The following is a 20,208-nucleotide window of genomic DNA, read 5'->3' as shown; positions in this document are numbered from 1 at the left end:
GACTTTAGCGCGGACTGTCCGCGCCTGCAAAAACCTTGTCGCCGCCGATCCAGACGCCGTTGACGTCGAGGGCGTCCGACAGAGCGACGATATCGGCAGCCGTGCCATTGGCGAAGCGGCCGAGCCGGTGGGCCTGGCCGACCGCCTGCGCCGGATAGAGCGAGGCCATGCGCAACGCTTCCGACAGGTCCAGCCCGACGATCCTGTGCATGTAGCGGACGGCCGAGATCATATCGAGATCGGCGCCGGCCAGCGTGCCGTCGGCCAGCCGCAGACTGCCATCCTTGCGATAGATGATGCGGCCGTTAAGGGTGAACGACGTCATGTCGGTGCCGATCGTCGCCATGGCGTCGGTGACCAGCACGATCCTGCCCGGCCCCTGCTTGGCGCGCAGCGCGATTGCCATGGTGGCGGGATCGACATGGATGCCGTCGGCAATGATCCCGGCCGACAGACTGCCTATGTCGATGGCCGCACCCGCCAGCCCCGGCTCACGGTTGCCGATCTGGCTCATGGCGTTGAACAGATGTGTGACCACGCTGGCGCCCGCGTCGGCAAAGGCTCTGGCCGTGGCATAGCCGGTATCGGAATGGCCGAGGCTGACGACGATGCCGGCCTTGGCCAAAGCCGCAACACGGGCGGGCTCGACGGATTCGGGCGCGATCGTCGTCAGCAGCACCGGCAGGTTTTTGCGTGCCGCGACCAGCGCCGCTTCATCCGCATCCGTCATCGGCCGGATCAGAGCCGGGTCATGCGCCCCCTTGCGGGCGACCGAGAGATGCGGTCCCTCGAGATGCAGGCCGAGAAACCCCGGCAGTTTTTGCCGTGCCGCCTCGGTGCCGGCGGCAATGGCCGCGCCGGTGATGTCAGGCGTATCTGTGATTAGCGTCGGCAGCAGTGCGGTCGTGCCGAACGGCGCATGCGCCCGGCAGATTGTTGCCAGCGAGGCGACATCGGGATGGTCGTTGAGCATGACGCCGCCGCCGCCATTGACCTGCAGGTCGACAAAACCCGGCACCAGCATGCCGCCCCCGGCGTCGATGCGGGCAACGCCCGACGGAATGGCGCCGACGGGATGAATGCCTTCGACCACATCGCCGTGCACGACAAGGGCGGCGTTATCATGCCAGTCGTCGCCATCGAAAATTCGGGCGCCAGTCAGGGCAAAACGGTCGCTCATACGGTTTCCGTCACCTTGCGCAGATTGCGCGGTACGTCCGGATCGAGGCCGCGATGGCGGGCGAAGGCTTCGACGAAGCCGTAGAAGGAGACGATCAGGGTCAGCGGGTCGGTCAAGGGATGACCGGTGGCGACATGCGGCAGCCGCGCCGCGCTCTTGGCTTTGTCCGAGGTTACAAAAACTGCTGCACCCTTGCCGGCAAGGTTGTCGGCAGCCTCTGCCACGGACGGCTCGGAGGCATCGCGGGCGGCGAGCGCCAGCACCGGGAAGCCTGGCCCGACCAGCGCCAGCGGGCCGTGCATGACTTCGGCTGCACTGTAGGCCTCGGCATGCATGCCGCAGGTCTCCTTGAATTTCAGCGCCGCCTCGTCGGCCATCGCTGCCGACGGGCCACGGCCGAGGATGAACAGCGATTGCGGCGTCTCCAATGCGCCGGCCAGCGCCATCCAGTCGCAGGCGATCGCCTTGCTGAAATGCTCGGGCAGGCGGGCAAGGGCGGCCAGCAGTCTGTCGTCGCCGGTGCAATGCGCCATCAGCGCCAGGCCGGCGACCGCCGAATTGACGAATGTCTTGGTCGCCGCGACGCTGCGCTCGGGGCCGGCCAGAATGTCGATGGCAAAATCCGAAGCCCGCGCCAGCGGCGAATCGGCGGTGTTGGTGATGGCGACGGTGAGCGCACCGCCGGCCCGTGCCGTCTCGGCCATGGTGACGATGTCAGGGCTCTTGCCGGATTGCGAGATGGCGAGGCAAGCGGAACCGGCGAGCTTGAGCTTGGCGCCGTAGATCGAGGCGATCGACGGACCGACCGATGCCACGGCCAGGCCGGCGGTCAGTTCGACGGCATATTTCATGAAGGTGGCGGCATGGTCGGACGAACCGCGCGCGACGGTAACGACGAAGCTCGGATCGCGCTCGCGAATGCCGCGTCCGGCCTCGGTCAGCACCGCCGCCGAGCCATCGAGCAGACGCGCGACGGCTTGCGGAATTTCGTCGATCTCGCGCCGCATATGGGTGGTCTTGGGGATCATGGTCGGCCCTCTTCGCTCGGCCCTGTCAGGCGCAGTTCGGCGACGAAATCATAGGCGTCGCCGCGGTAGATGGAGCGGGTGAACTCGATCACCTTGCCGCTCGCGAGATAGGAAATGCGTTCGATGTGCAGGCCGGCAATGCCGGATGGCACTTCGAGCAGACGCGCATCGGCGTCGCCGAGATTGGCGGCGGAAATGCGCTGCACCGCCCGCACCGGCCGGTTGCCGGTCAGTTGCAGCGCCGCATAGAGTGACGAGCCTATCCCGGCCGGATCCGGCAGCACGCTGGCCGACAACGAGGCGCGCTCGATGGCCAGCGGCGTGTCGTTTGCGATGCGCAGGCGCGCCACGCGCGCCACCAGCTCGTTCGACGACAGGCCGAGCACCATCATCTCGTCGGGCGAGGGCGCGTAGAGGCCGCGATCGAGCCAGGCTGAACGCACCGCCATGCCGCGCCTTGCCATGTCTTCGGTGAATGAAGTGAGCCTGGACAGCGACTGCTCGACGCGCTCCATGCGCGGCGCGACGAAGGTGCCGGAGCCGTGGCGCTGCACGAGGATGCCGCCCTTGACTAGGTCCTGCACCGCCTTGCGGACGGTGACGCGCGAAATGTCGGCCTTGGTGGCGATGTCGCGCTCGGAAGGCAGCGCATCGCCCGGCCCGATCAGGCCGCGATTGACGGCGTCCTCGATGCTTTTCCTGAGCTGCAGGTAGAGCGGGGCGCCGCTCTGCGACGACTGCCTCAGCGTGGCGAAGATCTGGTCGGCGGCATCGCTCATCGCGTCGCCTCCGCTTTGACGAAGATGCGGGCCGCCATCTGCACGGCGCCGCCCAGGGCATCGTCGAGCGGCGCTTTCAGCAGCGCCTGGTAGCGCTGGGAAAGGCGCGGCCCATAGAGCGGCGCCAGCCCGCCGAGCAGGCAGAGCGGGGCGTCATCAGAGAGGTCGAGCGCGTGGAGCGACGCCTCGACATCGGCAACCGACTTGTCCACGATCCAGTTGGCGACGCTGTCGCCCTTCTCGGCATGCTCGAAAACCTTGGGCGCGAAGCCGCCGAAATCGCCGGGCTTGGCATTGGTGGTGAACTCGACCACGTCTTCGGGATTGTTGCGGAAAATGGCCATCATGCTGTCGGTCAGGGCTGAGCGCGGCCGGACGCCGTCATGGGCGAGCAGCGTCTGCTCCAGCAGGTCGCGGCCGATCCGGGCGCCGCTGCCTTGATCACCGACCTGAAAGCCCCAGCCGCCGATGGCGCGCGACGTGCCGCCCTTGCGCGCCATATAGGCGGTGCCGGTGCCGAGGATGGCCATGGCGCCGTCACCAGAGCCGACTGCCCCTTCGAGCGCGATCTCGGCGTCCGTCTCGACGCGGCTGATGCTGAACGGCAGGATTGCTTCAAGCTGCTGGCGGTAGGTGCCGACATTGGCGCCGGCAAGGCCGAGAATGGCTGGTGTCTGCGGGATCAGGTCCGGATCTTGCCCGGCGGCGATGAAGGCCTGACGAGCAGCCTCGACGATGTGGGTGCGAGCGCCGGTGAGATCGGTGCGGATGTTGGCGGCGCCGCTTTTGGCACGGCCAATGACAACGCCATCGCCTGTCGCAAGGGCTGCCCTGCAGCTGGTGCCGCCGCCGTCGATACCGAGCACGAATTTCACGCGATGTCTCCTCCGGGCGGATAATACCAATAAAATACCAATAGCCAAGGGATTAATTTCCGTTTCAAAAAGATTAAGGCGTATCAGGTTGAAAAACCCGGGAATTTTGCTGGCTCAACGCTTTCCAGTTCGCAATTTCGTTAATGCGTGTGGACAAGTGGTATTTTTTTGGTATTGTTCTTCCATCGGAGGGACAGGGATGGCCGAACCGCGCACCGAAGCGCTTCACAGCAATGCCGAGGGACTGGACATCCAGGCCCCGGACGCCATCCTTTCTTCTTTGGTCAATGCGCAGATCGAGGCCGCCAAGGCTGTGCGCGACGCCATTCCCGCCATCGCCGCCGCAGCCGAAATCATCGCCGGGCGGCTGAACGGCGGCGGCAAGCTCGCCTATGCTGCGGCCGGCAGCTCCGGCCTGATGGCGCTGGCCGACGCGCTGGAGTTGCCCGGCACCTTCGGCATCAAGCGCGAACGCATCGCCATCCTCATCGCCGGTGGCGACGACGCTTTCAAGACCCTGGCCGGCGGACCGGAAGACGACACCGACGAAGCCTCGACGGCAATTGCCGGCGCCGGCATCGGCAAGGGCGACTGCCTGATCGCGATTTCGGCCAGCGGCTCGACGCCCTATGCGGTGCAGGCGCTGAAGGATGCGCGCAGCCGGGGCGCGGCAACCATCGCCATTGCCAACAACAAGGACACGCCCCTGCTCAGGCTGGCCGACGTCGCCATCCTGCTCGAGACGCCACCGGAGGTGATTGCCGGCTCGACGCGCATGGGCGCCGGCACTGCCCAGAAGATCGCGCTCAACATGCTGTCGACGCTTACCGCCATTCATCTCGGCCATGTCCATGACGGCTACATGGTCAATCTCACCGCCGACAACATCAAGCTGCGCGACCGCGCGGCTCGCATCGTCGCCGCTATCAGCGGCCGCGACCGGCAAGACGCCGTGCGGCTGCTCGAAGCGAGCGGCGGCGTCGTCAAAACAGCCATTCTGCTCGCCGCCGGCGCTGCCAACGCCGTTGCGGCCGAGAAGATACTGGAAGGGACCGGCCAGAAGCTGCGGCCAGCCCTTTCCGCGATCGAGGGGAACAAGGGCGCGAAGGCCCCTGTTCTCAAAACCGAACCTGAAAAAGGTCAACAGGGAGACTAGCATGACAACGAAATTACTGACGGCACTGCTTCTCGGCACCAGCATTCTCGGCACCGCCGGGTTGGCTCACGCCGATGACGTAACGCTCAATATCGAAAGCTGGCGCGGCGACGACCTTGCCATCTGGAAGGACAAGCTGATCCCGGCTTTTGAGGCCAAGAACCCGGGCATCAAAGTGGTGTTCGCACCGTCGGCGCCGACCGAGTATGACGCCGCACTCGGCGCCAAGCTCGCCGCCGGCTCGGCTGGCGACCTGATCACCTGCCGCCCGTTCGACAAGTCGCTCGAACTGTTCAAGAAGGGCAACCTTGCCGACCTGTCGGCGCTGCCCGGCATGGAAAACTTTTCGCCCGTTGCCAAGGCCGCCTGGCAGACCGACGACGGCAAGGCGAGCTTCTGCGTGCCGATGGCCTCGGTCATTCACGGCTTCATCTACAACAAGGACGCCTTCGACAAGCTCGGCCTCAAGGTGCCGACGACGCGTGACGAGTTCTTCGCCGCGCTCGACAAGATCAAGGCCGACGGCACCTACATCCCGATGGCCATGGGCACCAAGGATCTCTGGGAAGCCGCGACCATGGGCTATCAGAACATCGGTCCGAACTACTGGAAGGGCGAAGAGGGCCGCGCAGCGCTGATCAAGGGCGACCAGAAGCTGACCGACAAGGACTGGGTCGCTCCCTATGAGGAACTGGCCAAGTGGAAGCCTTATCTCGGCGACGGCTTCGAGGCCCAGACCTATCCGGACAGCCAGAACCTGTTCACGCTTGGCCGCGCCGCCATCTACCCGGCGGGATCGTGGGAGATCGGCCTGTTCAACACCCAGGCGCAGTTCAAGATGGGCGCCTTCCCGCCGCCGGTCGAGAAGGCCGGCGACACCTGCTACATCTCCGACCATACCGATATCGGCATGGGCCTGAATGCGGCGTCGAAGAATGCCGACGCGGCCAAGACCTTCCTGTCCTGGGTCGCCTCGCCGGACTTCGCCACCATCTACGCCAACGCACTGCCGGGCTTCTTCAGCCTAAATTCCACCCCGGTGAAGATGGAAGACCCGCTGGCGCAGGAATTCGTCTCCTGGCGCGACAAGTGCAAGTCGACGATCCGCTCGACCTACCAGATCCTGTCGCGCGGCACGCCGAACCTCGAGAACGAAACCTGGGTTGAATCGGCCAACGTGATCAATGGCACCGACACGCCGGAAGCTGCCGCCAAGAAGCTGCAGGACGGCCTCGACAGCTGGTACAAGCCGGGCAAATAAGAGCTCAGACAACAGACAGGGCCCCAAGTGGACGGCCCTGCGTTTTTCGACAGCATCATCGACTGCGAACGACGGCGCCGCCCCTCATCCGCCTGCCGGCACCTTCTCCCCGTATAGTGACGGGGAGAAGGATCAGCCGAAACGCAGGCGCCCCCTCTCCCCGTCCTTCACGGGGAGAGGGTAAGGGTGAGGGGCAGCGCTGCCGTCGAAGGCATTGCTAAACCTGATCGGCGGGGACCGCACTCATGGCCGCACAAACACGACCGAAACGACCGTTCCGCTGGCATATCGGCGTCTTCCTGGCGCCGGCGCTGCTGGTCTATACGGCGATCATGATCCTGCCGCTGGCCGGCACGCTGCAGCTGTCGCTGTTCCGCAATGTCGATCAGCATCAGGTGTTCGTCGGTTTCACTAATTTCCGTACGTTGTTCGGCGACCCCAACTGGTCGGTCGGCTTCTGGAACGCGCTGAGGAACAACACATGGTTCTTCATCATCCACATGGTGGTGCAGAACCCGATCGGTGTCATGCTGGCGGCATTGCTGTCCAGCCCGAGGCTGAGATTCGCCGCCTTCTACCGCACCGCGATCTTCGTGCCGACCATCCTCTCCTTCGTCATCGTCGGTTTCGCCTGGAAACTGATCCTGTCGCCGTTGTGGGGCGTGGCGCCGCATCTGATGGATCTGGTCGGCCTGAAAAGCCTGTTCACGCCGTGGCTCGGCAAAGAACAATATGCCCTGACCGCGCTCAGCCTGATCTCGGTGTGGCAGTTCGTCGGCATCCCGATGATGCTGATCTATGCAGCCCTTTTGTCGATCCCCGAAGAGGTGATCGAGGCGGCCGAATGTGACGGCATCACCGGCATGTCGCAGTTCTGGAAGATCAAGCTGCCGCTGATCCTGCCCTCGATCGGCATCATCTCGATCCTGACCTTCGTCGGCAATTTCAACGCCTTCGACCTGATCTACACCGCGCAAGGGGCGCTCGCCGGCCCGAACTATTCGACCGATATTCTGGGCACTTTCCTCTACCGCGCCTTCTTCGGCTTTCAGCTGCAGACCGGCGATCCCAATATGGGCGCGGCGATCGCCACGATGATGTTCCTGATCATCCTCGGCGGCGTCTGCGTCTACCTCTTCCTCGTCCAGACGCGCCTGCGTCGCTACCAGTTCTGAGGGGCGAGATGTCGAGCTTGAACACCCCCCTCTGGCCTGCCGGCCATCTCCCCCGCAAGGGGGGAGATTGGCAGCTCTGGCCTTGCCGCTCGTCTTGCAACGTTGGCGATTGGCGAAAGCAGTCGCGGCATCTGATCTCCCCCCTTGCGGGGGAGATGTCCGGCAGGACAGAGGGGGGTGCCTTGGTGCCGACCTCAACAGTCATCGCTCGTCAGGAGACCTTCCAATGAGCACCGCCACCCGTTCGCTGCCCCGCACCATCGGCGCCCACGCGATCCTTCTGACCTATACGGCGATCGCGCTGTTTCCGGTGATCCTGGTCATCATGAATTCGTTCAAGTCACGCGCCGGCATCTTCAGCGAGCCGCTGACGCCGCCGACGCCAAAAACCTTCGACCTGATCGGCTATACCACCTTGATCGGGCAGGGCGACTTCATCCACTATTTTCAGAACAGCCTCGTCGTCACCGTCGCCTCGCTGTTCTTCGTGCTTCTGTTCGGCGCGATGGCGGCGTTCGCGCTGTCGGAATACCGCTTTCGCGGCAACACGCTGATGGGGCTTTACCTCGCGCTCGGCATCATGATCCCGATCCGGTTGGGCACCGTCGCCATCCTGCAATTGATGGTGGCGAGCGGTCTGGTCAACACGCTGACGGCGCTGATCCTGGTCTACACCGCGCAGGGGCTGCCGCTGGCCGTCTTCATCCTGTCGGAATTCATGAAGCAGGTGTCAGTCGATCTGAAGAATGCCGGCCGGATCGACGGCCTGTCGGAATACACCATCTTCTTCCGGCTGGTGCTGCCGCTGGTGCGGCCCTCGATGGCGACGGTCGCCGTCTTCACCATGATCCCGATCTGGAACGATCTGTGGTTCCCACTGATCCTGGCGCCGTCGGAAGAGACCAAGACGGTGACGCTCGGCGCGCAGCTTTTCCTCGGCCAGTTCGTCACCAACTGGAACGCCATCCTGGCGGCACTCTCGCTGGCGATCATGCCTGTGCTGACCCTCTACGTCATCTTCTCGCGGCAGCTGATCCGCGGCATCACATCCGGAGCCGTCAAGTGAGCGGAGCCCTACAAATCTCTGCTGGAGCCTTCACCCCACCCGGCGCTGCGCGCCGACCTCCCCATCAAGGGGAGGTAAAAGGTCGTGGCTTCATTCACGACCGCCAAAGAGCGACTTTCGGAGAAGCTTCTTTGGCAGTGAGGGTGTTCGCGCCAACGTCCTACCTCCCCTCGATGGGGAGGTCGGCGCGAAGCGCCGGGTGGGGTGACACCCTCTCAGAAGGAACAACTGGAACATCTGGAGTAGTTAGGTGACCTCTAAATCGCCCCTTCGCGTCGTCGTCGCAGGCCTCGGTAATATGGGGCGTAGCCATGCGCTGGCCTACCACACTAATCCGGGCTTCGAGATCGCGGCCCTGATCAACCGCTCCGACGTGCCGTTACCGGACGGGCTGTCGGGCTATGGCATCAGGCGCTCCTTCGACGACGCTTTGCGCGATGAAAAGCCGGATGTCGCCTGCATCGCCACCTATTCCGACAGCCATGCCGACTATGCGGTGAAGGCATTCGAGGCCGGCTGCCACGTCTTCGTCGAGAAGCCGCTCGCAACGACGGTGGCGGACGCCAAGCGCGTCGTCGCCGCGGCCAAGGCCAACGGCCGAAAATTGGTGATCGGCTACATCCTGCGCCACCACCCGTCCTGGGTCAGGCTGATCGCCGAGGCGCGCAAGCTCGGCGGCCCTTACGTGTTTCGCATGAACCTCAACCAGCAATCGTCAGGCCCGACCTGGCAGACGCACAAGCAGTTGATGCAGACGACGTCGCCGATCGTCGATTGCGGCGTGCACTATCTCGACGTGATGCTGCAGATCACCGACGCCAGGCCGGTCGAGGTGCGCGGCATGGGGCTGCGGCTGACCGAGGAAATCGCGCCGACAATGTACAATTACGGCCATCTCCAGGTGCTGTTCGACGACGGCTCGGTCGGCTGGTACGAGGCGGCTTGGGGCCCGATGATCTCGGAGACAGCGTTCTTCGTGAAGGACGTGATTTCGCCCAATGGCTGCGTGTCGATCGTCATGAAGGAAGGTGTGAAGTCGGACGACATCGACACCCACACCAAGACCTCGACCATCCGCCTGCACAGTGCGGCGACCGGCGCGGACGGCAAGTTCGCCAGGCCGGACGAGATGCTGTCGATGGACGGCGAACCCGGCCACCAGGACCTCTGCGATCTCGAACAGGCCTTCGTGCTGAAGGCGATTCGGGAAGACATTGACCTGACCCGCCACATGGACGACGCGGTGAAATCGCTCGCCGTCTGCCTTGCCGCCGATGAGAGCGTGCGCAGCGGCGCCCCAGTTAAGCTCTAGTAGGGCAAACTCTAGAACAAGGACGAAGCCGTGGGCTCGCTGGTAATCGAGAATGTGAAGAAGGCCTTCGGGCCGGTCGAGGTGCTGAAAGGCATCAACCTCGAAGTGACCGACGGCGAATTCGTCGTCTTCGTCGGCCCATCTGGCTGCGGCAAGTCAACCTTGCTTAGGGTCATCGCCGGGCTGGAGGATTCGACCTCCGGCAGGGTGGTGATCGACGGCGCCGATGTCTCGGCCACGCCCCCGGCAAAACGCGGCATCGCCATGGTGTTCCAGACGTACGCGCTCTACCCGCATCTGACGGTGAAGAACAATATGGGCCTCGGCCTCAAGCAGGCCGGCACGCCCGCCCCGGAGATCGAACGCCGCATCGGCGTCGCCTCGTCGATGCTGTCGCTGGAAGCATATCTCGAGCGGCGGCCGGCGGAACTGTCGGGCGGCCAGCGCCAGCGCGTCGCCATCGGCCGCGCCGTGGTGCGTGAGCCAAAACTGTTTCTCTTCGACGAGCCCTTGTCGAACCTCGATGCAGCGCTTCGCGTCAACACGCGGCTCGAGATCGCGCAGCTGCACCGGCGGCTGAAGGCGACGATGATCTACGTCACCCACGACCAGGTCGAGGCGATGACGCTGGCCGACAAGATCGTTGTGCTCAATGCGGGAAAGATCGAGCAGATCGGCGGCCCGATGGAGCTTTACAATTCGCCGGCAAACGAGTTTGTCGCCGGCTTCATCGGTTCGCCGAAGATGAATTTCATCGACGGCGCCAGATTGGGCGAGACGGCCAAGACGATCGGCGTGCGGCCGGAGCATCTGACCGTCGACCCAAAGTCCGGCGCCTGGAAGGGAACGGTGGTGCACGCCGAGCATCTCGGCGCCGACACCAACCTCTATCTCGACTGCGAGAAGGCCGGACTGATCACCGTGCGCATTTTCGGTGTCTACGACGCCGAGCCGGGCACGACGCTTTATGCGACGCCGGAGCCGGGCAAGACATACCGGTTTGGGGCGGACGGGAAGACGATCAAGTAATCCTCCGCCGACAGCAACCACGGCGATCACACCGCGCCGAGCAGCACCGCGCCATGGATCGCCGCCTGCCAGCCCAGGGCCGCCCAGCGTATGTCCAGAGGCTCTACAACAAGCGAATGCGGCAGGCTCTCCGCGATGCGCTGCTTGAGCGTCTGGCGGGGATAGGATTTCATGTCGACGATACCGCCGCCGATCAGGATCTTCTGCGGGGAAAACAGGGCGGCTGCCGTTGCGACGGCCACCGCCTGCTGCCAGACGATTTCGTCGAGCCATTCGCGCAGCGATGGCGGCTGCCCGGTCGCCGAAAACAGATCGGCCACCGGGATATCGTAGTCCGTCGCGAGTTCGACGAGCGTTGCTCCCGAGGCATAGGTCTCGACCCGGTTTGGCGGCCCGCTTTCGTCGGGTCGGTAGATCGGCATGTGGCCGATCTCGAGCGCCCAGCCGCCGCCCCTGAAAATGCCGTCCTTGCCGAGATAGGCTGCACCAATGCCGGTGCCGAGATAGACCGCCAGCACCTCCTTTTGCCGCTTCACCGCGCCGGCAACGCTTTCGCCCAGCAATTGCAGCACGACGTCGCGTTCGAGCCGCACGGGAACGCGGAGCCGCGATGCCAGTTCCGTACCCAGCCGGATGCCGTTCAGCTCGGGAATGTTGGCCGTGTGCAGCACCGTGTCGAAGTCGCGGTCGATGAACCCAGGCACCGTCGCAACGACCCGTGCAGGTTTGAGCCCGGCATCGCGGCAGGCTGCGGTGACCGCATCGGCCAACCCCGCCACCGGCGCGCCCTTGCGCAGTTGCGCGGTCGGGTAGGTGCGGGCAAAATCCACCGGGATGCCGTGGTCGGCAAAGCCAACCTTGACCGACGTGCCGCCGATCTCGACCACGGCGATCGTGTCGTCCATCGTTTGATGCGTCATGCCAGCGCTTCCAGGAATTCCGAAAGACAGGCGCGGAATTCCCGCCGGTAGGCGGCGCGATCCTGCGATTTGGCTGCGATGGTGCAAAGCCGGGCCGACGGGATGAGCCCGGCCAGCGTCTGTGCGTCGTCCAGTCGATGGACGAGGTCATGGTCATGGCCGATGACCAGGGTCGGAACTGCAATGGCGCGGATGTCGGCATCGCTCACGCCAGGGCCATCGCCCGCGATCGCCACAAGCAGCCTGCCGAAGCGAACCGAATCCGGGCGATTGAAGAAGCCTTGCAGGCTGGCGAGATTGTCCGGCGCCAGCCTGGCCAGTTCGCCGGCAACAGCGCTGTCATCGAACAGACGCCTGGCGTCTTGGGGCGAATGCCGCATCAAGAGATCGCCGACGACGGCATAGGGCTTCATATTTTCCGGAGCCGCCTGGGCTACCCAGGCGGGCCGCGCGAGCACCAGCGCGCGCACGCGGGCCGGCTTATGCACCGCCAGGCGCAGTGCCAGTGCGGCCCCCATCGAGATGCCGCCGACGACGGCCGAGCCGATGCTGAGAGCGTCGGCCAGCGCTTCGACGTCTTCGGCAAACGTCGCAACCGAAAGCCGCTCGACCGGCCCGTAGCAGGATCCGCCCTGGCCCCGGCATTCTAGCGTCACGCGCCGCGTCACCGGCAGATCGGGAAACACGTCGGCGACCTGCGCCTCATCGCCGCCCAGCCCATGCTGAAAGATGACGGGAAGCCCGGCGCCGACGTCCCGGTAGGCAAGATCGACGCCATCGCGGCTGAAGGTCTCTTTCACGCGCGCTCGCTCTCTTCCAGTACGGTGCGCAGAAAGGCGCCGACACCTGGCGCCTCGGCCTCTGTCAGGCCATGTGTGATCAAGGGGCCGTCGAACCCGGCAGCCTTCAGGCGGCCGATGAAATGCGGGAAGTCGACCACGCCCTTTCCGGCTGCGGCAAAACTGCCATCGGCATGGCGGTCCTTGGCATGGGCCATGCCGATCTCGGCGGCCAGCAGATCGATGGCTTCGTCGATGAGGCGATGACGCTCCGCGCTGTCGGCCACTTCGAACAGATTGGCCGGGTCGAGCACGATGCGCAGCCGCGTGCTGTTCATTTCGTCCAGCAGGCGGCGTGCGGCCCGGGCGTTGGAGACGACATTGGCCAGTTCCGGTTCGATGCCAAGCTCGATGTCGAAGCGCTCGGCAATCGCGATCGCCGCTTCCATCTCCGTCCGCAGATCGCTCCATGCCGCCTCGCTTGCATTGTCGGGATGCCAGCGCCACGGATCCTGCGCATACCTTGTGCCGGTGCACAGCGTAATCAGACGGGTGCCCATATCGGCGCATGACGCGGCCAGTACCTCAAGCCGGGCGAGTCCCTGGATGCGAACCGTGCGATCCGGGTGGATCATGTTGTAGGTTCCCGAAACCGCCGCGATCGAAACGCCGGCCTCGCCGCTCGCCTCAGCGACGGACCGGGCCGCGCCGAGCTCAATGCTGTCCGGCATCGAAGGCAGTCCAAGGCACGCCATGTTGAACTGCGCCGCCGTGTAGCCGCCGTCCGCGACCGCGCGCAGCACCGGCAAGGCGCCGGTGGTGGCGAAGGTCTTGGCGAAAATCCCAAGCTGCATCACACCACCCCGTCGACATCGGCCAGACGGACGGCGCGGCCGCCGGCAGCGGCCGAGCGGGCGATGGCCGCCATGCCCCTGACCGAGGCGATGCCGTCCTCGATGCCGGCGCCGATCATCGGCGCGCCATTCAGTACGACATCGGCAAAGCCTTCGAGCTGCCGGCGATAGAAGTGGCCATCCGCGCCAAGCGTCCGGTGCCAACTGCCATCGGCCTCGCGGAAAAGGTCGACCTCGCTGCTCTTGTAGTACCAGGGGTTATACGTCTTCGCGAGAACGCTGCCGTTCTGGCCATAGATCTGGAACCCTTCGTGCCAGTCCATGCGCACGGCGACCGTCAGGTCGAGATGGCCGATCGTGCCGTCGGCGAAGATGGTGGTGATGAACCAGCAATAGGCGCCATAGCGCTCGGTCAGCCGGGCCTCGACCGCCTCGATCGGCCTGTGCAGATGGCGCGCCGTATCGAGGAGATGGCTGCCATGCGCCAGCATGTAGTATTGGCGCAGATCCGCCTTGGGATTGACGGCAGGCTTGCGCGCCTTGGCGCTGGTGATGATCAGCGGTTGCACCGCATCGGTCATCGGGTAGCGGTGGGTGCTGTCGCAGTACCAGCCCTTGAACGCCAGCCGCTCGCCCATTTCGTCGTCGACGAAAGCCTTGGCCGCCTGGATGCCGGGATCGAAGCGCTTCATATGGCCGACCTGAAGCACCTTGCCGCTCTTGTCGAGCGTGGCCCGCAAGCCTTCGACCTCCTCGACCGAAACGCCCAGCGGCTTTTCGCAAAGCACATGCTTGCCCGCATCGAGCGCCAGTTCCGCGGCCTTGACGTGAAAAATGTCCGATGTCGCGATGATGACGGCATCGAGATCGGGATCGGCCAGCATCAGGCCGTAGTCGGCATAGGATTTTTCAGGCGCGTAGGTCGCGGCCATCCTGTTGCGCAGATCGTCGGCGACATCGCAGATAGCATAGAGATCGGCATTGCGTGCCTTGGTGCAGGATTCGAAATGCGCCGCCTGGGCAATCGGACCGCAGCCGAGCACGCCGACACGCAGCCGCTTTTCGTCTTTGCGAGGCATGGAAGCTCTCCTGATTAGCGCGCGGCGAGGCCGCGAAGTTGAAATTGCGGATCGCCCGACAAAGCTGCCTGATGCAGCAGACAGGCAGCGCCCAATGCCGGACCGTCGGCGCCGACGCGCGACAGTTCGACTGTGGGAACCGGATAACCTTCAGCCAGGAAGTCCGAGAGGAAAGCTTCCACCTGTTTGGCGACAAAGGGATAGACCGCATTGACCGAGCCGGAGAGGATGATGCGCTCCGGCTGCAGGGTGCAGGCAAGTGTCGCCAGCGCGCGACCGAACCAGAGCGCCCAGTCGCGCGCCGTGGCAACGGCTGGCGGATCGCCGTCGGCCAATGCCGCCACAAACTCATGCAGGCCGGCGCGCAGTCCGCTTATGTGCAAATAGCGAGCCAGCAACGCATCCTTGCCGACATAGGATTCCAGCCGCCCCGGGCGCTTCGCGTCGAAGACAAAACCTTCGTCGCCAATGCGAAGATGACCGATTTCGCCGGCGCCGCCGAGCCGGCCGCGATGCAGCCTGCCGGCATTGATGATGCCGCCGCCAACGCCGTTCTCGATCAGGATGACCAGAGCATCCTCGTCGTCCTTTCCTGGCCGCGACCGGTATGTCTCGGCCACCGCCACGGCATTGGCATCGTTTTCCAAGAGGATTGGAAAGTCCGCGCCAAAGGCAGTGCGCAAAAGTTCCGCCAGATTGACCCCGTGCCAGCCAAGGATGGTGGCATGGTATGAAATCCCGTCGGCGGCGGGGAAGCCGGGCACGGCGACATTGAGCCCGTAGGGGCGCGTGCCCGCAGGCAATTGTGAGCGGATCTCGGCGACGAGTTCCCCGATGATGTCGACCGCGGCTTCAGGCGTGCTGCCCGGGCCGGCAAATGCCCTAGAGGCGCTCGCACGCCGCGCGACGGCAAGGTCGACAGCCACGGCTGCGATCCAGTTGACGCCGATATAAGCGCCAAGGAAGAAGCCGCCATTGCCGTCGATCTCGACCAGGATACCGGGACGGCCGACCCGACCCTCGCTATCCTGCTCGTCATCCGCTCCATCCGACCGCTCGCGCGCCAGACCGGCTTCCGTCAGCCCCAGCACCAGGGCGCCGGTGGTCGACCGGGTCAGGCCGAGATCGCGTGCGAGCGCCGCTCGGCTCAACGCGCCGGCACGAAACAGCGCCGCAAGTGCCCGCGTTTCGTTCGGCCGAAGATCGGTCGACACCAGCACGTCGTTCTCCGCGATTTGTTTGATTGCCATACTAATAGATTTTTTATGCGATTTGAAAGGATCAAACGGGGCGCACTGTAACAAAATGTTCGGCGTTCTGAATCTGTTGACCCAAGTTTCAAACGATAATTTGTATCAAAAACTTACAAATTGACATGGGAGGATGCGATGCCGGTTCTAGCGCCATTGTCACCCACCAGGCCAAAAGCCTCGCTCTCATGATGTCGAGCGAGACATTGTCCAGCGCGCGGACGGCACCGAAATCCTTCACAATATGGGGACATCTCTTCGAATGCAGGCTTGTCGGTCAGCCTGGCCCGCTTTGCGATCAGAGATCGTCGCCGTCTCTCCAGCAGGCGATCAGATGACCGTCGCCGGCCTGCCTGATGGGCGGTTGCGCCTTTCGGCAGTCGGGCAGGGCCACGGGACAGCGGCTGGCGAAGGCGCATCCGGAGGTCTCGGCATCCTGCGCGGCGAGGTCGAGCTGAGCCGGAACCTTCGGCGCCGTCTCATCCGAGGCTGCGGCCAGAAGCAGCTTCGTATAGGGGTGGTTGGGCCCGCGAAAAATCTGCTCTGACGAACCGGTCTCGACCAGCCGGCCGCGATAGAGCACGCCAATCCTGTCGGCCATGTAGCGCACCACCCTGAGGTCGTGGCTGATGAACAGATAGGTCGTGTCCTTGTCGCGCTGCAGATCGTTGAGCAAATTGAGTACCGTCGCCTGCACGGAAACGTCGAGCGCCGAGGTCGGCTCGTCCAGCACCACGAGCTTCGGCACGCCGGCGAAGGCGCGCGCAATGGCCGCCCGTTGGCGTTGGCCGCCGGACAGCGAGCGCGGCTTCTGGTCGACGGTCGCGGCGGCTAGACGGACCGAGGCCAGCAGATCGCCGACGCGCTGCTTCACCTCGCTGCGGCGCAGGCCAGCCAGCCGCCGCAGCGGACGGCCGAGAATCCTGCCTATCCGCTGGCGCGGATTGAGCGTGCGATCGGGTGACTGGAAAACCATCTGCACGTCGCGCCGTTCGCCTGCACTTCTCTTCTCGACGCGCGCCGCGACCGGGCGGCCGAACAGTTCGACCGATCCGGCGTTCGGCACCTGAAGGCCGGTGACGATCCTTGCCAGTGTCGACTTGCCGGACCCGGATTCGCCGATCAGCCCGAATGTCTCGCCCTGGCCTATCTGCAAATCGATGTCGTGCAACACAGGCTGTGCGCCGAAGGCATGGCTGATGCCTTTGCAGGCGACGGCAATCGGGCGCGGGGCTTCCGGCTGATCACTGTGGACAGGCATCGACGGTTCGGCCGCGTGCGTCTCCGCAAGCCTGCCGTCGCGCTTGGTGAAGTTGAGCGCCGGGATCGAGGCGATCAGCGCCTTTGTGTAGGCGTGAACAGGGTTCTCGAAGACATCGTTCGCGACGCCGCTCTCGACCACCGTTCCCGACTGCATAACGGCCACCCGGTCGCAGGCGCGGCGGACCATGTTGATGTCGTGGCTGATCAGCAAGACGCTGGTTTTGTGGTCGCGCCGCAAATCCTGCAGGATGGCGATGATCTCGGACTGGACGCTGGCGTCGAGCGCCGTCGTCGGCTCGTCCAGCACCAGCAGCGACGGGTCGAGCGCGATTGCGATGGCGATGTTGGCGCGCTGCTGCATGCCGCCGGATAGTTCATGCGGGTAAAGATCGAGCACCCGCTCCGGATTGCTCACCCTGACGCGACCGAGCAGTTCGGCGGCGCGACCGCGGGCCTCGTCCGAGCGAACCGGGCGATGCCGCATGATCGTCTCGGTGATCTGCCGGCCAATCGTCATCGCCGGATTGAGTGCCGCGCCCGGATGCTGGTAGACGGCTGCGATGCGGTCTCCCCTCAGCCGGCGAAGCTGCTCGGGCGAGAGATCACGGATCTCGTGGCCCTGGAACTCAAGCGTCGACGCAGCGACCCGGGCGTTGCGCGGCAGATAGCGCAATATTGCGAGCGCCACCGAACTCTTCCCCGATCCGGACTCGCCGACAAGGCCGAGTGCTTCGCCTTCGCCGATAGTGAGCGACACACCGTTGACGGCCGGATGCGATGTCCGGCGCCCATCATAGGCGACGGTGAGCTGTTCGACCTTCAGAACCGATGACGACATGGGGCCTTGAAACCACTTTCTCCCAGCGCCGCCATCGAGGGCAATCGCTTCCGCTTTCACAATGCACAATCTCGATAAAATTACTCGAATTAAGCTGGAGCGCAATCTACCTTTCACCGCTCAGGAGAGATTGTCGCAGCCGGTCGAGGCATCGCGACGGTCGCCTGAAGCAGTTCTGCAAGGAGACCGGCATGGCACGCGACCACATGATCCTCAGCGCGTTTTTCTTCAATCCGCAGGGCGATCATCGCATGTCGTGGCGCCATCCGCGCGCGCCGGGCCGCGAAGTGCTCGACTTCGACTTCTACCGCGATCTCGTCCAGTCTGCCGAGCGCGCCAGGATCGATACGATCTTCGTCGCCGACCATGTCGCGATCTGGGATTCCGTACAGAGCGGCGTAGCCCATTACGCCAATGCCCGCCTGGAACCGCTGACGCTGTTGTCGGCGCTTGCCGGCGTGACCAGGCATATCGGCCTCATCACCACCGCCTCGAGCTCCTACAGCGAGCCCTACAATGTCGCCCGCATGTTTGCCACGCTCGACCATATCAGCAAGGGCAGGGCGTCTTGGAATGTGGTGACGTCGGCCATGGACGAGGAGGCCCGCAATTTCGGCCGCGACGGCAATATCGAGCACGCCTTTCGCTATGAGCGCGCCACCGAATTCCTCGATATCGTCAAGGCACTGTGGGACAGCTGGGAAGACGAAGCCCTGCTTATCGACAAGGCATCGGGCTATTTCGCCGATCCCGACAAGGTCCATGCGATCAACCACAAGGGCCCGCACTTCAAGGTGCGCGGACCGCTCAATGTCTCGCGCCCGCCGCAGGGCCATCCGCTGATCGTCCAGGCCGGCTCGTCCGAAGACGGCAAGAATTTCGCTACCGCGCATGCCGATGCGCACTTTGCCATCTACAGCACCAAGGAAGACGGCATCAACTATAGGCAGGACATCAACGAGCGCCTCGCCCGTTACGGTCGCAAGCCCGAGAGCTTCAAGATCCTGCCGGGCATCCTGCCGATCGTCGCAGCTTCCGAAGCGGAGGGACGCGAGCGGCAGGAGTATCTGCAGAGCTTGCTTCCCGATAGGGTCGGCATCGACCTTCTCTCGAGCTGGAGCGGCGTCGATCTCTCCGTATATCCGCCGGACGGCCCGCTGCCGCCGCTGCCGGACGAGAGCACCTTCAATGGCGGCCGCACCTCGCTCAATCGCGTCAAGGAATGGTCGAAGCAGAACCTCACTCTGCGCGAGATCGCTCGCAAGCTCGCCAACAGCGGTTCGGTGCCGACCGTCGTCGGCACACCGAACCAGATCGCCGATCAGCTGCAGGACTGGTTCGAGGCAGGTGCCGCCGACGGCTTCAACCTGATGTTCCCGCTGCTCCCGGAGGATTGGGTGAATTTTGCCGAGCAGGTCGTGCCGGAACTGCAGCGCCGCGGCGTATTCCCCACCGAATATGCGCCGGGGACGCTGCGGGACCGTTTCGGCCTGGCTCGGCCGGCCAACCGCTTCGCCGAACAGCGCGACAATGTGCGCGCCGTATCCTGACTTGGGGCAATTGATATGACCGCAGCGCCAAAACTTCAGCCCCGCGAAGCCACGGCTCCGCAGCTCATCAATGTTCTGCACAGCCCCAAGCGCATTCGGGTCAAATTCGCCGGCCGCACCATCGCCGACAGCCGCAACGTCCTGGTGCTGCGCTCCAACCATTTTCTGCCGATCTATTTCTTCCCGGCCTCCTCGGTGGACCGCTCGCTCTTAAAGCCGTCCGAGCATAGCCAGCGCCATCCCGTCGGTGGCGAAACCACCTATTGGAACCTGGAGACGGGAGAAAAAGCTTCGCCCAACGCGGCCTGGTCGCTTGTCGCGCCGCCGGATGAAAATCTGTCGCCGCTGGCCGGGCGTATCGCCTTCACCTGGAAGGCGGTCGACCAATGGTTCGAGGAGGAAGAAGAGGTCTTCGTCCACGCCCGCGATCCATACGCACGCATCGATGTGCTGCAGAGTTCAAGTCACGTCCAAATCTGGTTCGACGGCGAACTGATCGCCGACAGCCATCGCCCGGTGCTGCTGTTCGAAACGCATCTACCGACGCGTTTCTACCTGCACCCGGACGATGTCAGGCTCGACCGGCTGGTCGCCTCGGACAGCACGACGCGCTGTCCCTACAAGGGCATCGCCTCCTACTGGTCGGGCCGGCGCGCCGACGGCTCGGTAAGCCCCGATGTCGCCTGGAGCTACCGCGATCCCATTGCCGAAATGCCCAAGATCAGGGGCCTCATCGCCTTTTACCCGCAAGCCGTCGACCGCATCCATCTCGACGGCGAACCAGTCGCTTAAGCCATTCAACAGTCATTTCAGA

The 20,208-nt window shown here is 64.3% G+C and carries 18 protein-coding genes; 8 read left to right on the top strand and 10 right to left on the bottom strand.

The features are described 5' to 3' along the window. Positions 1–4 precede the first annotated feature (4 nt). Genes nagA through NLY42_RS04745 form a run of 4 tightly spaced genes read right to left on the bottom strand, consistent with a single transcriptional unit; the run spans position 5 to position 3,862 of the window. The gene (gene nagA, locus NLY42_RS04760; protein WP_023732577.1) at positions 5–1,180 is read right to left on the bottom strand and encodes an N-acetylglucosamine-6-phosphate deacetylase; all 1,176 of its coding nucleotides are present in this window, start codon (positions 1,178–1,180) and stop codon (positions 5–7) included. Further along, on the bottom strand, positions 1,177–2,208 hold the full coding sequence (locus tag NLY42_RS04755; protein ID WP_023694234.1) for an SIS domain-containing protein: 1,032 nt from the start codon (positions 2,206–2,208) through the stop codon (positions 1,177–1,179). Before NLY42_RS04755 ends, nagA begins: the two co-directional genes overlap by 4 nt. Continuing rightward, on the bottom strand, positions 2,205–2,987 hold the full coding sequence (locus NLY42_RS04750) for a GntR family transcriptional regulator (protein WP_023732576.1): 783 nt from the start codon (positions 2,985–2,987) through the stop codon (positions 2,205–2,207). Before NLY42_RS04750 ends, NLY42_RS04755 begins: the two co-directional genes overlap by 4 nt. Continuing rightward, a complete protein-coding gene (locus tag NLY42_RS04745; RefSeq protein ID WP_023668846.1) occupies positions 2,984–3,862 on the bottom strand; it encodes a glucosamine kinase nucleotide-binding domain-containing protein in 879 nt (292 codons plus the stop codon). The genes NLY42_RS04750 and NLY42_RS04745 overlap by 4 nt, the downstream gene beginning before the upstream one ends. Positions 3,863–4,061: 199 nt before the next feature. Between NLY42_RS04745 and NLY42_RS04740 the strand changes: the two genes are divergently transcribed. The 6 genes from NLY42_RS04740 (at position 4,062) to NLY42_RS04715 (ending at position 10,861) form a co-directional block, all read left to right on the top strand. After that, complete coding sequence (locus NLY42_RS04740) at positions 4,062–5,018, top strand: N-acetylmuramic acid 6-phosphate etherase (protein WP_023696935.1); 957 nt, start codon at positions 4,062–4,064, stop codon at positions 5,016–5,018. A gap of 1 nt (position 5,019) precedes the next feature. Further along, on the top strand, positions 5,020–6,279 hold the full coding sequence (locus NLY42_RS04735) for an ABC transporter substrate-binding protein (RefSeq protein WP_023668844.1): 1,260 nt from the start codon (positions 5,020–5,022) through the stop codon (positions 6,277–6,279). A 245-nt stretch (positions 6,280–6,524) separates the two neighbouring features. Further along, positions 6,525–7,454, top strand: coding sequence for a carbohydrate ABC transporter permease (locus NLY42_RS04730; RefSeq protein WP_023696936.1), 930 nt, complete (start codon positions 6,525–6,527; stop codon positions 7,452–7,454). Positions 7,455–7,680: 226 nt separating this feature from the next. Then, entirely contained in the window at positions 7,681–8,520 is an 840-nt protein-coding gene (locus tag NLY42_RS04725) for a carbohydrate ABC transporter permease (protein ID WP_023755585.1), read from the top strand. Positions 8,521–8,770: 250 nt separating this feature from the next. Next, complete coding sequence (locus tag NLY42_RS04720) at positions 8,771–9,832, top strand: Gfo/Idh/MocA family protein (RefSeq protein ID WP_023755586.1); 1,062 nt, start codon at positions 8,771–8,773, stop codon at positions 9,830–9,832. 30 nt (positions 9,833–9,862) lie between these two features. Beyond that, complete coding sequence (locus tag NLY42_RS04715) at positions 9,863–10,861, top strand: ABC transporter ATP-binding protein (protein ID WP_023755587.1); 999 nt, start codon at positions 9,863–9,865, stop codon at positions 10,859–10,861. Between the two features lie 26 nt (positions 10,862–10,887). Here NLY42_RS04715 and NLY42_RS04710 read toward each other — a convergent pair whose 3' ends face one another. The 6 genes from NLY42_RS04710 to NLY42_RS04685 all read right to left on the bottom strand — a co-directional run bounded on the left by NLY42_RS04710 (position 10,888) and on the right by NLY42_RS04685 (position 17,844). Then, the gene (locus NLY42_RS04710) at positions 10,888–11,781 is read right to left on the bottom strand and encodes an ROK family protein (protein ID WP_023755588.1); all 894 of its coding nucleotides are present in this window, start codon (positions 11,779–11,781) and stop codon (positions 10,888–10,890) included. After that, positions 11,778–12,581, bottom strand: a complete 804-nt coding sequence (locus tag NLY42_RS04705) for an alpha/beta fold hydrolase (protein WP_023755589.1) — start codon at positions 12,579–12,581, stop codon at positions 11,778–11,780. The genes NLY42_RS04710 and NLY42_RS04705 overlap by 4 nt, the downstream gene beginning before the upstream one ends. Then, entirely contained in the window at positions 12,578–13,414 is an 837-nt protein-coding gene (locus NLY42_RS04700; protein ID WP_023755590.1) for a sugar phosphate isomerase/epimerase family protein, read from the bottom strand. The genes NLY42_RS04705 and NLY42_RS04700 overlap by 4 nt, the downstream gene beginning before the upstream one ends. Continuing rightward, a complete protein-coding gene (locus NLY42_RS04695) occupies positions 13,414–14,493 on the bottom strand; it encodes a Gfo/Idh/MocA family protein (RefSeq protein ID WP_023755591.1) in 1,080 nt (359 codons plus the stop codon). The genes NLY42_RS04700 and NLY42_RS04695 overlap by 1 nt, the downstream gene beginning before the upstream one ends. Before the next feature lie 14 nt (positions 14,494–14,507). Next, positions 14,508–15,743, bottom strand: a complete 1,236-nt coding sequence (locus tag NLY42_RS04690) for an ROK family transcriptional regulator (protein WP_023755592.1) — start codon at positions 15,741–15,743, stop codon at positions 14,508–14,510. A gap of 298 nt (positions 15,744–16,041) precedes the next feature. Beyond that, entirely contained in the window at positions 16,042–17,844 is a 1,803-nt protein-coding gene (locus NLY42_RS04685; protein ID WP_023755593.1) for a dipeptide ABC transporter ATP-binding protein, read from the bottom strand. Positions 17,845–18,035: 191 nt separating this feature from the next. Here NLY42_RS04685 and NLY42_RS04680 point away from each other — a divergent pair, with 191 nt between their 5' ends. Next, the gene (locus tag NLY42_RS04680) at positions 18,036–19,394 is read left to right on the top strand and encodes an LLM class flavin-dependent oxidoreductase (RefSeq protein WP_023738074.1); all 1,359 of its coding nucleotides are present in this window, start codon (positions 18,036–18,038) and stop codon (positions 19,392–19,394) included. Positions 19,395–19,409: 15 nt separating this feature from the next. Next, positions 19,410–20,186: a DUF427 domain-containing protein gene (locus NLY42_RS04675; RefSeq protein WP_023738075.1), complete on the top strand. Its 777-nt coding sequence runs from the start codon at positions 19,410–19,412 to the stop codon at positions 20,184–20,186. Positions 20,187–20,208: the final 22 nt, after the last annotated feature.

Origin of the sequence: Mesorhizobium sp. C372A (assembly GCF_030323245.1) — a bacterium.
Classification (GTDB): Bacteria; Pseudomonadota; Alphaproteobacteria; order Rhizobiales; family Rhizobiaceae; genus Mesorhizobium.
This window is presented reverse-complemented; position numbering and strand designations above follow the sequence as displayed.

What these genes read in the sequence shown, in the direction of transcription:
- nagA (WP_023732577.1), bottom strand. Translation starts at nt 1,180, where the DNA reads ATGAGCGACCGTTTTGCCCTGACTGGCGCCCGAATTTTCGATGGCGAC.
- NLY42_RS04755 (WP_023694234.1), bottom strand. Translation starts at nt 2,208, where the DNA reads ATGATCCCCAAGACCACCCATATGCGGCGCGAGATCGACGAAATTCCG.
- NLY42_RS04750 (WP_023732576.1), bottom strand. Translation starts at nt 2,987, where the DNA reads ATGAGCGATGCCGCCGACCAGATCTTCGCCACGCTGAGGCAGTCGTCG.
- NLY42_RS04740 (WP_023696935.1), top strand. Translation starts at nt 4,062, where the DNA reads ATGGCCGAACCGCGCACCGAAGCGCTTCACAGCAATGCCGAGGGACTG.
- NLY42_RS04735 (WP_023668844.1), top strand. Translation starts at nt 5,020, where the DNA reads ATGACAACGAAATTACTGACGGCACTGCTTCTCGGCACCAGCATTCTC.
- NLY42_RS04730 (WP_023696936.1), top strand. Translation starts at nt 6,525, where the DNA reads ATGGCCGCACAAACACGACCGAAACGACCGTTCCGCTGGCATATCGGC.
- NLY42_RS04725 (WP_023755585.1), top strand. Translation starts at nt 7,681, where the DNA reads ATGAGCACCGCCACCCGTTCGCTGCCCCGCACCATCGGCGCCCACGCG.
- NLY42_RS04710 (WP_023755588.1), bottom strand. Translation starts at nt 11,781, where the DNA reads ATGACGCATCAAACGATGGACGACACGATCGCCGTGGTCGAGATCGGC.
- NLY42_RS04700 (WP_023755590.1), bottom strand. Translation starts at nt 13,414, where the DNA reads ATGCAGCTTGGGATTTTCGCCAAGACCTTCGCCACCACCGGCGCCTTG.
- NLY42_RS04695 (WP_023755591.1), bottom strand. Translation starts at nt 14,493, where the DNA reads ATGCCTCGCAAAGACGAAAAGCGGCTGCGTGTCGGCGTGCTCGGCTGC.
- NLY42_RS04690 (WP_023755592.1), bottom strand. Translation starts at nt 15,743, where the DNA reads ATGGCAATCAAACAAATCGCGGAGAACGACGTGCTGGTGTCGACCGAT.
- NLY42_RS04685 (WP_023755593.1), bottom strand. Translation starts at nt 17,844, where the DNA reads ATGTCGTCATCGGTTCTGAAGGTCGAACAGCTCACCGTCGCCTATGAT.
- NLY42_RS04680 (WP_023738074.1), top strand. Translation starts at nt 18,036, where the DNA reads ATGGCACGCGACCACATGATCCTCAGCGCGTTTTTCTTCAATCCGCAG.
- NLY42_RS04675 (WP_023738075.1), top strand. Translation starts at nt 19,410, where the DNA reads ATGACCGCAGCGCCAAAACTTCAGCCCCGCGAAGCCACGGCTCCGCAG.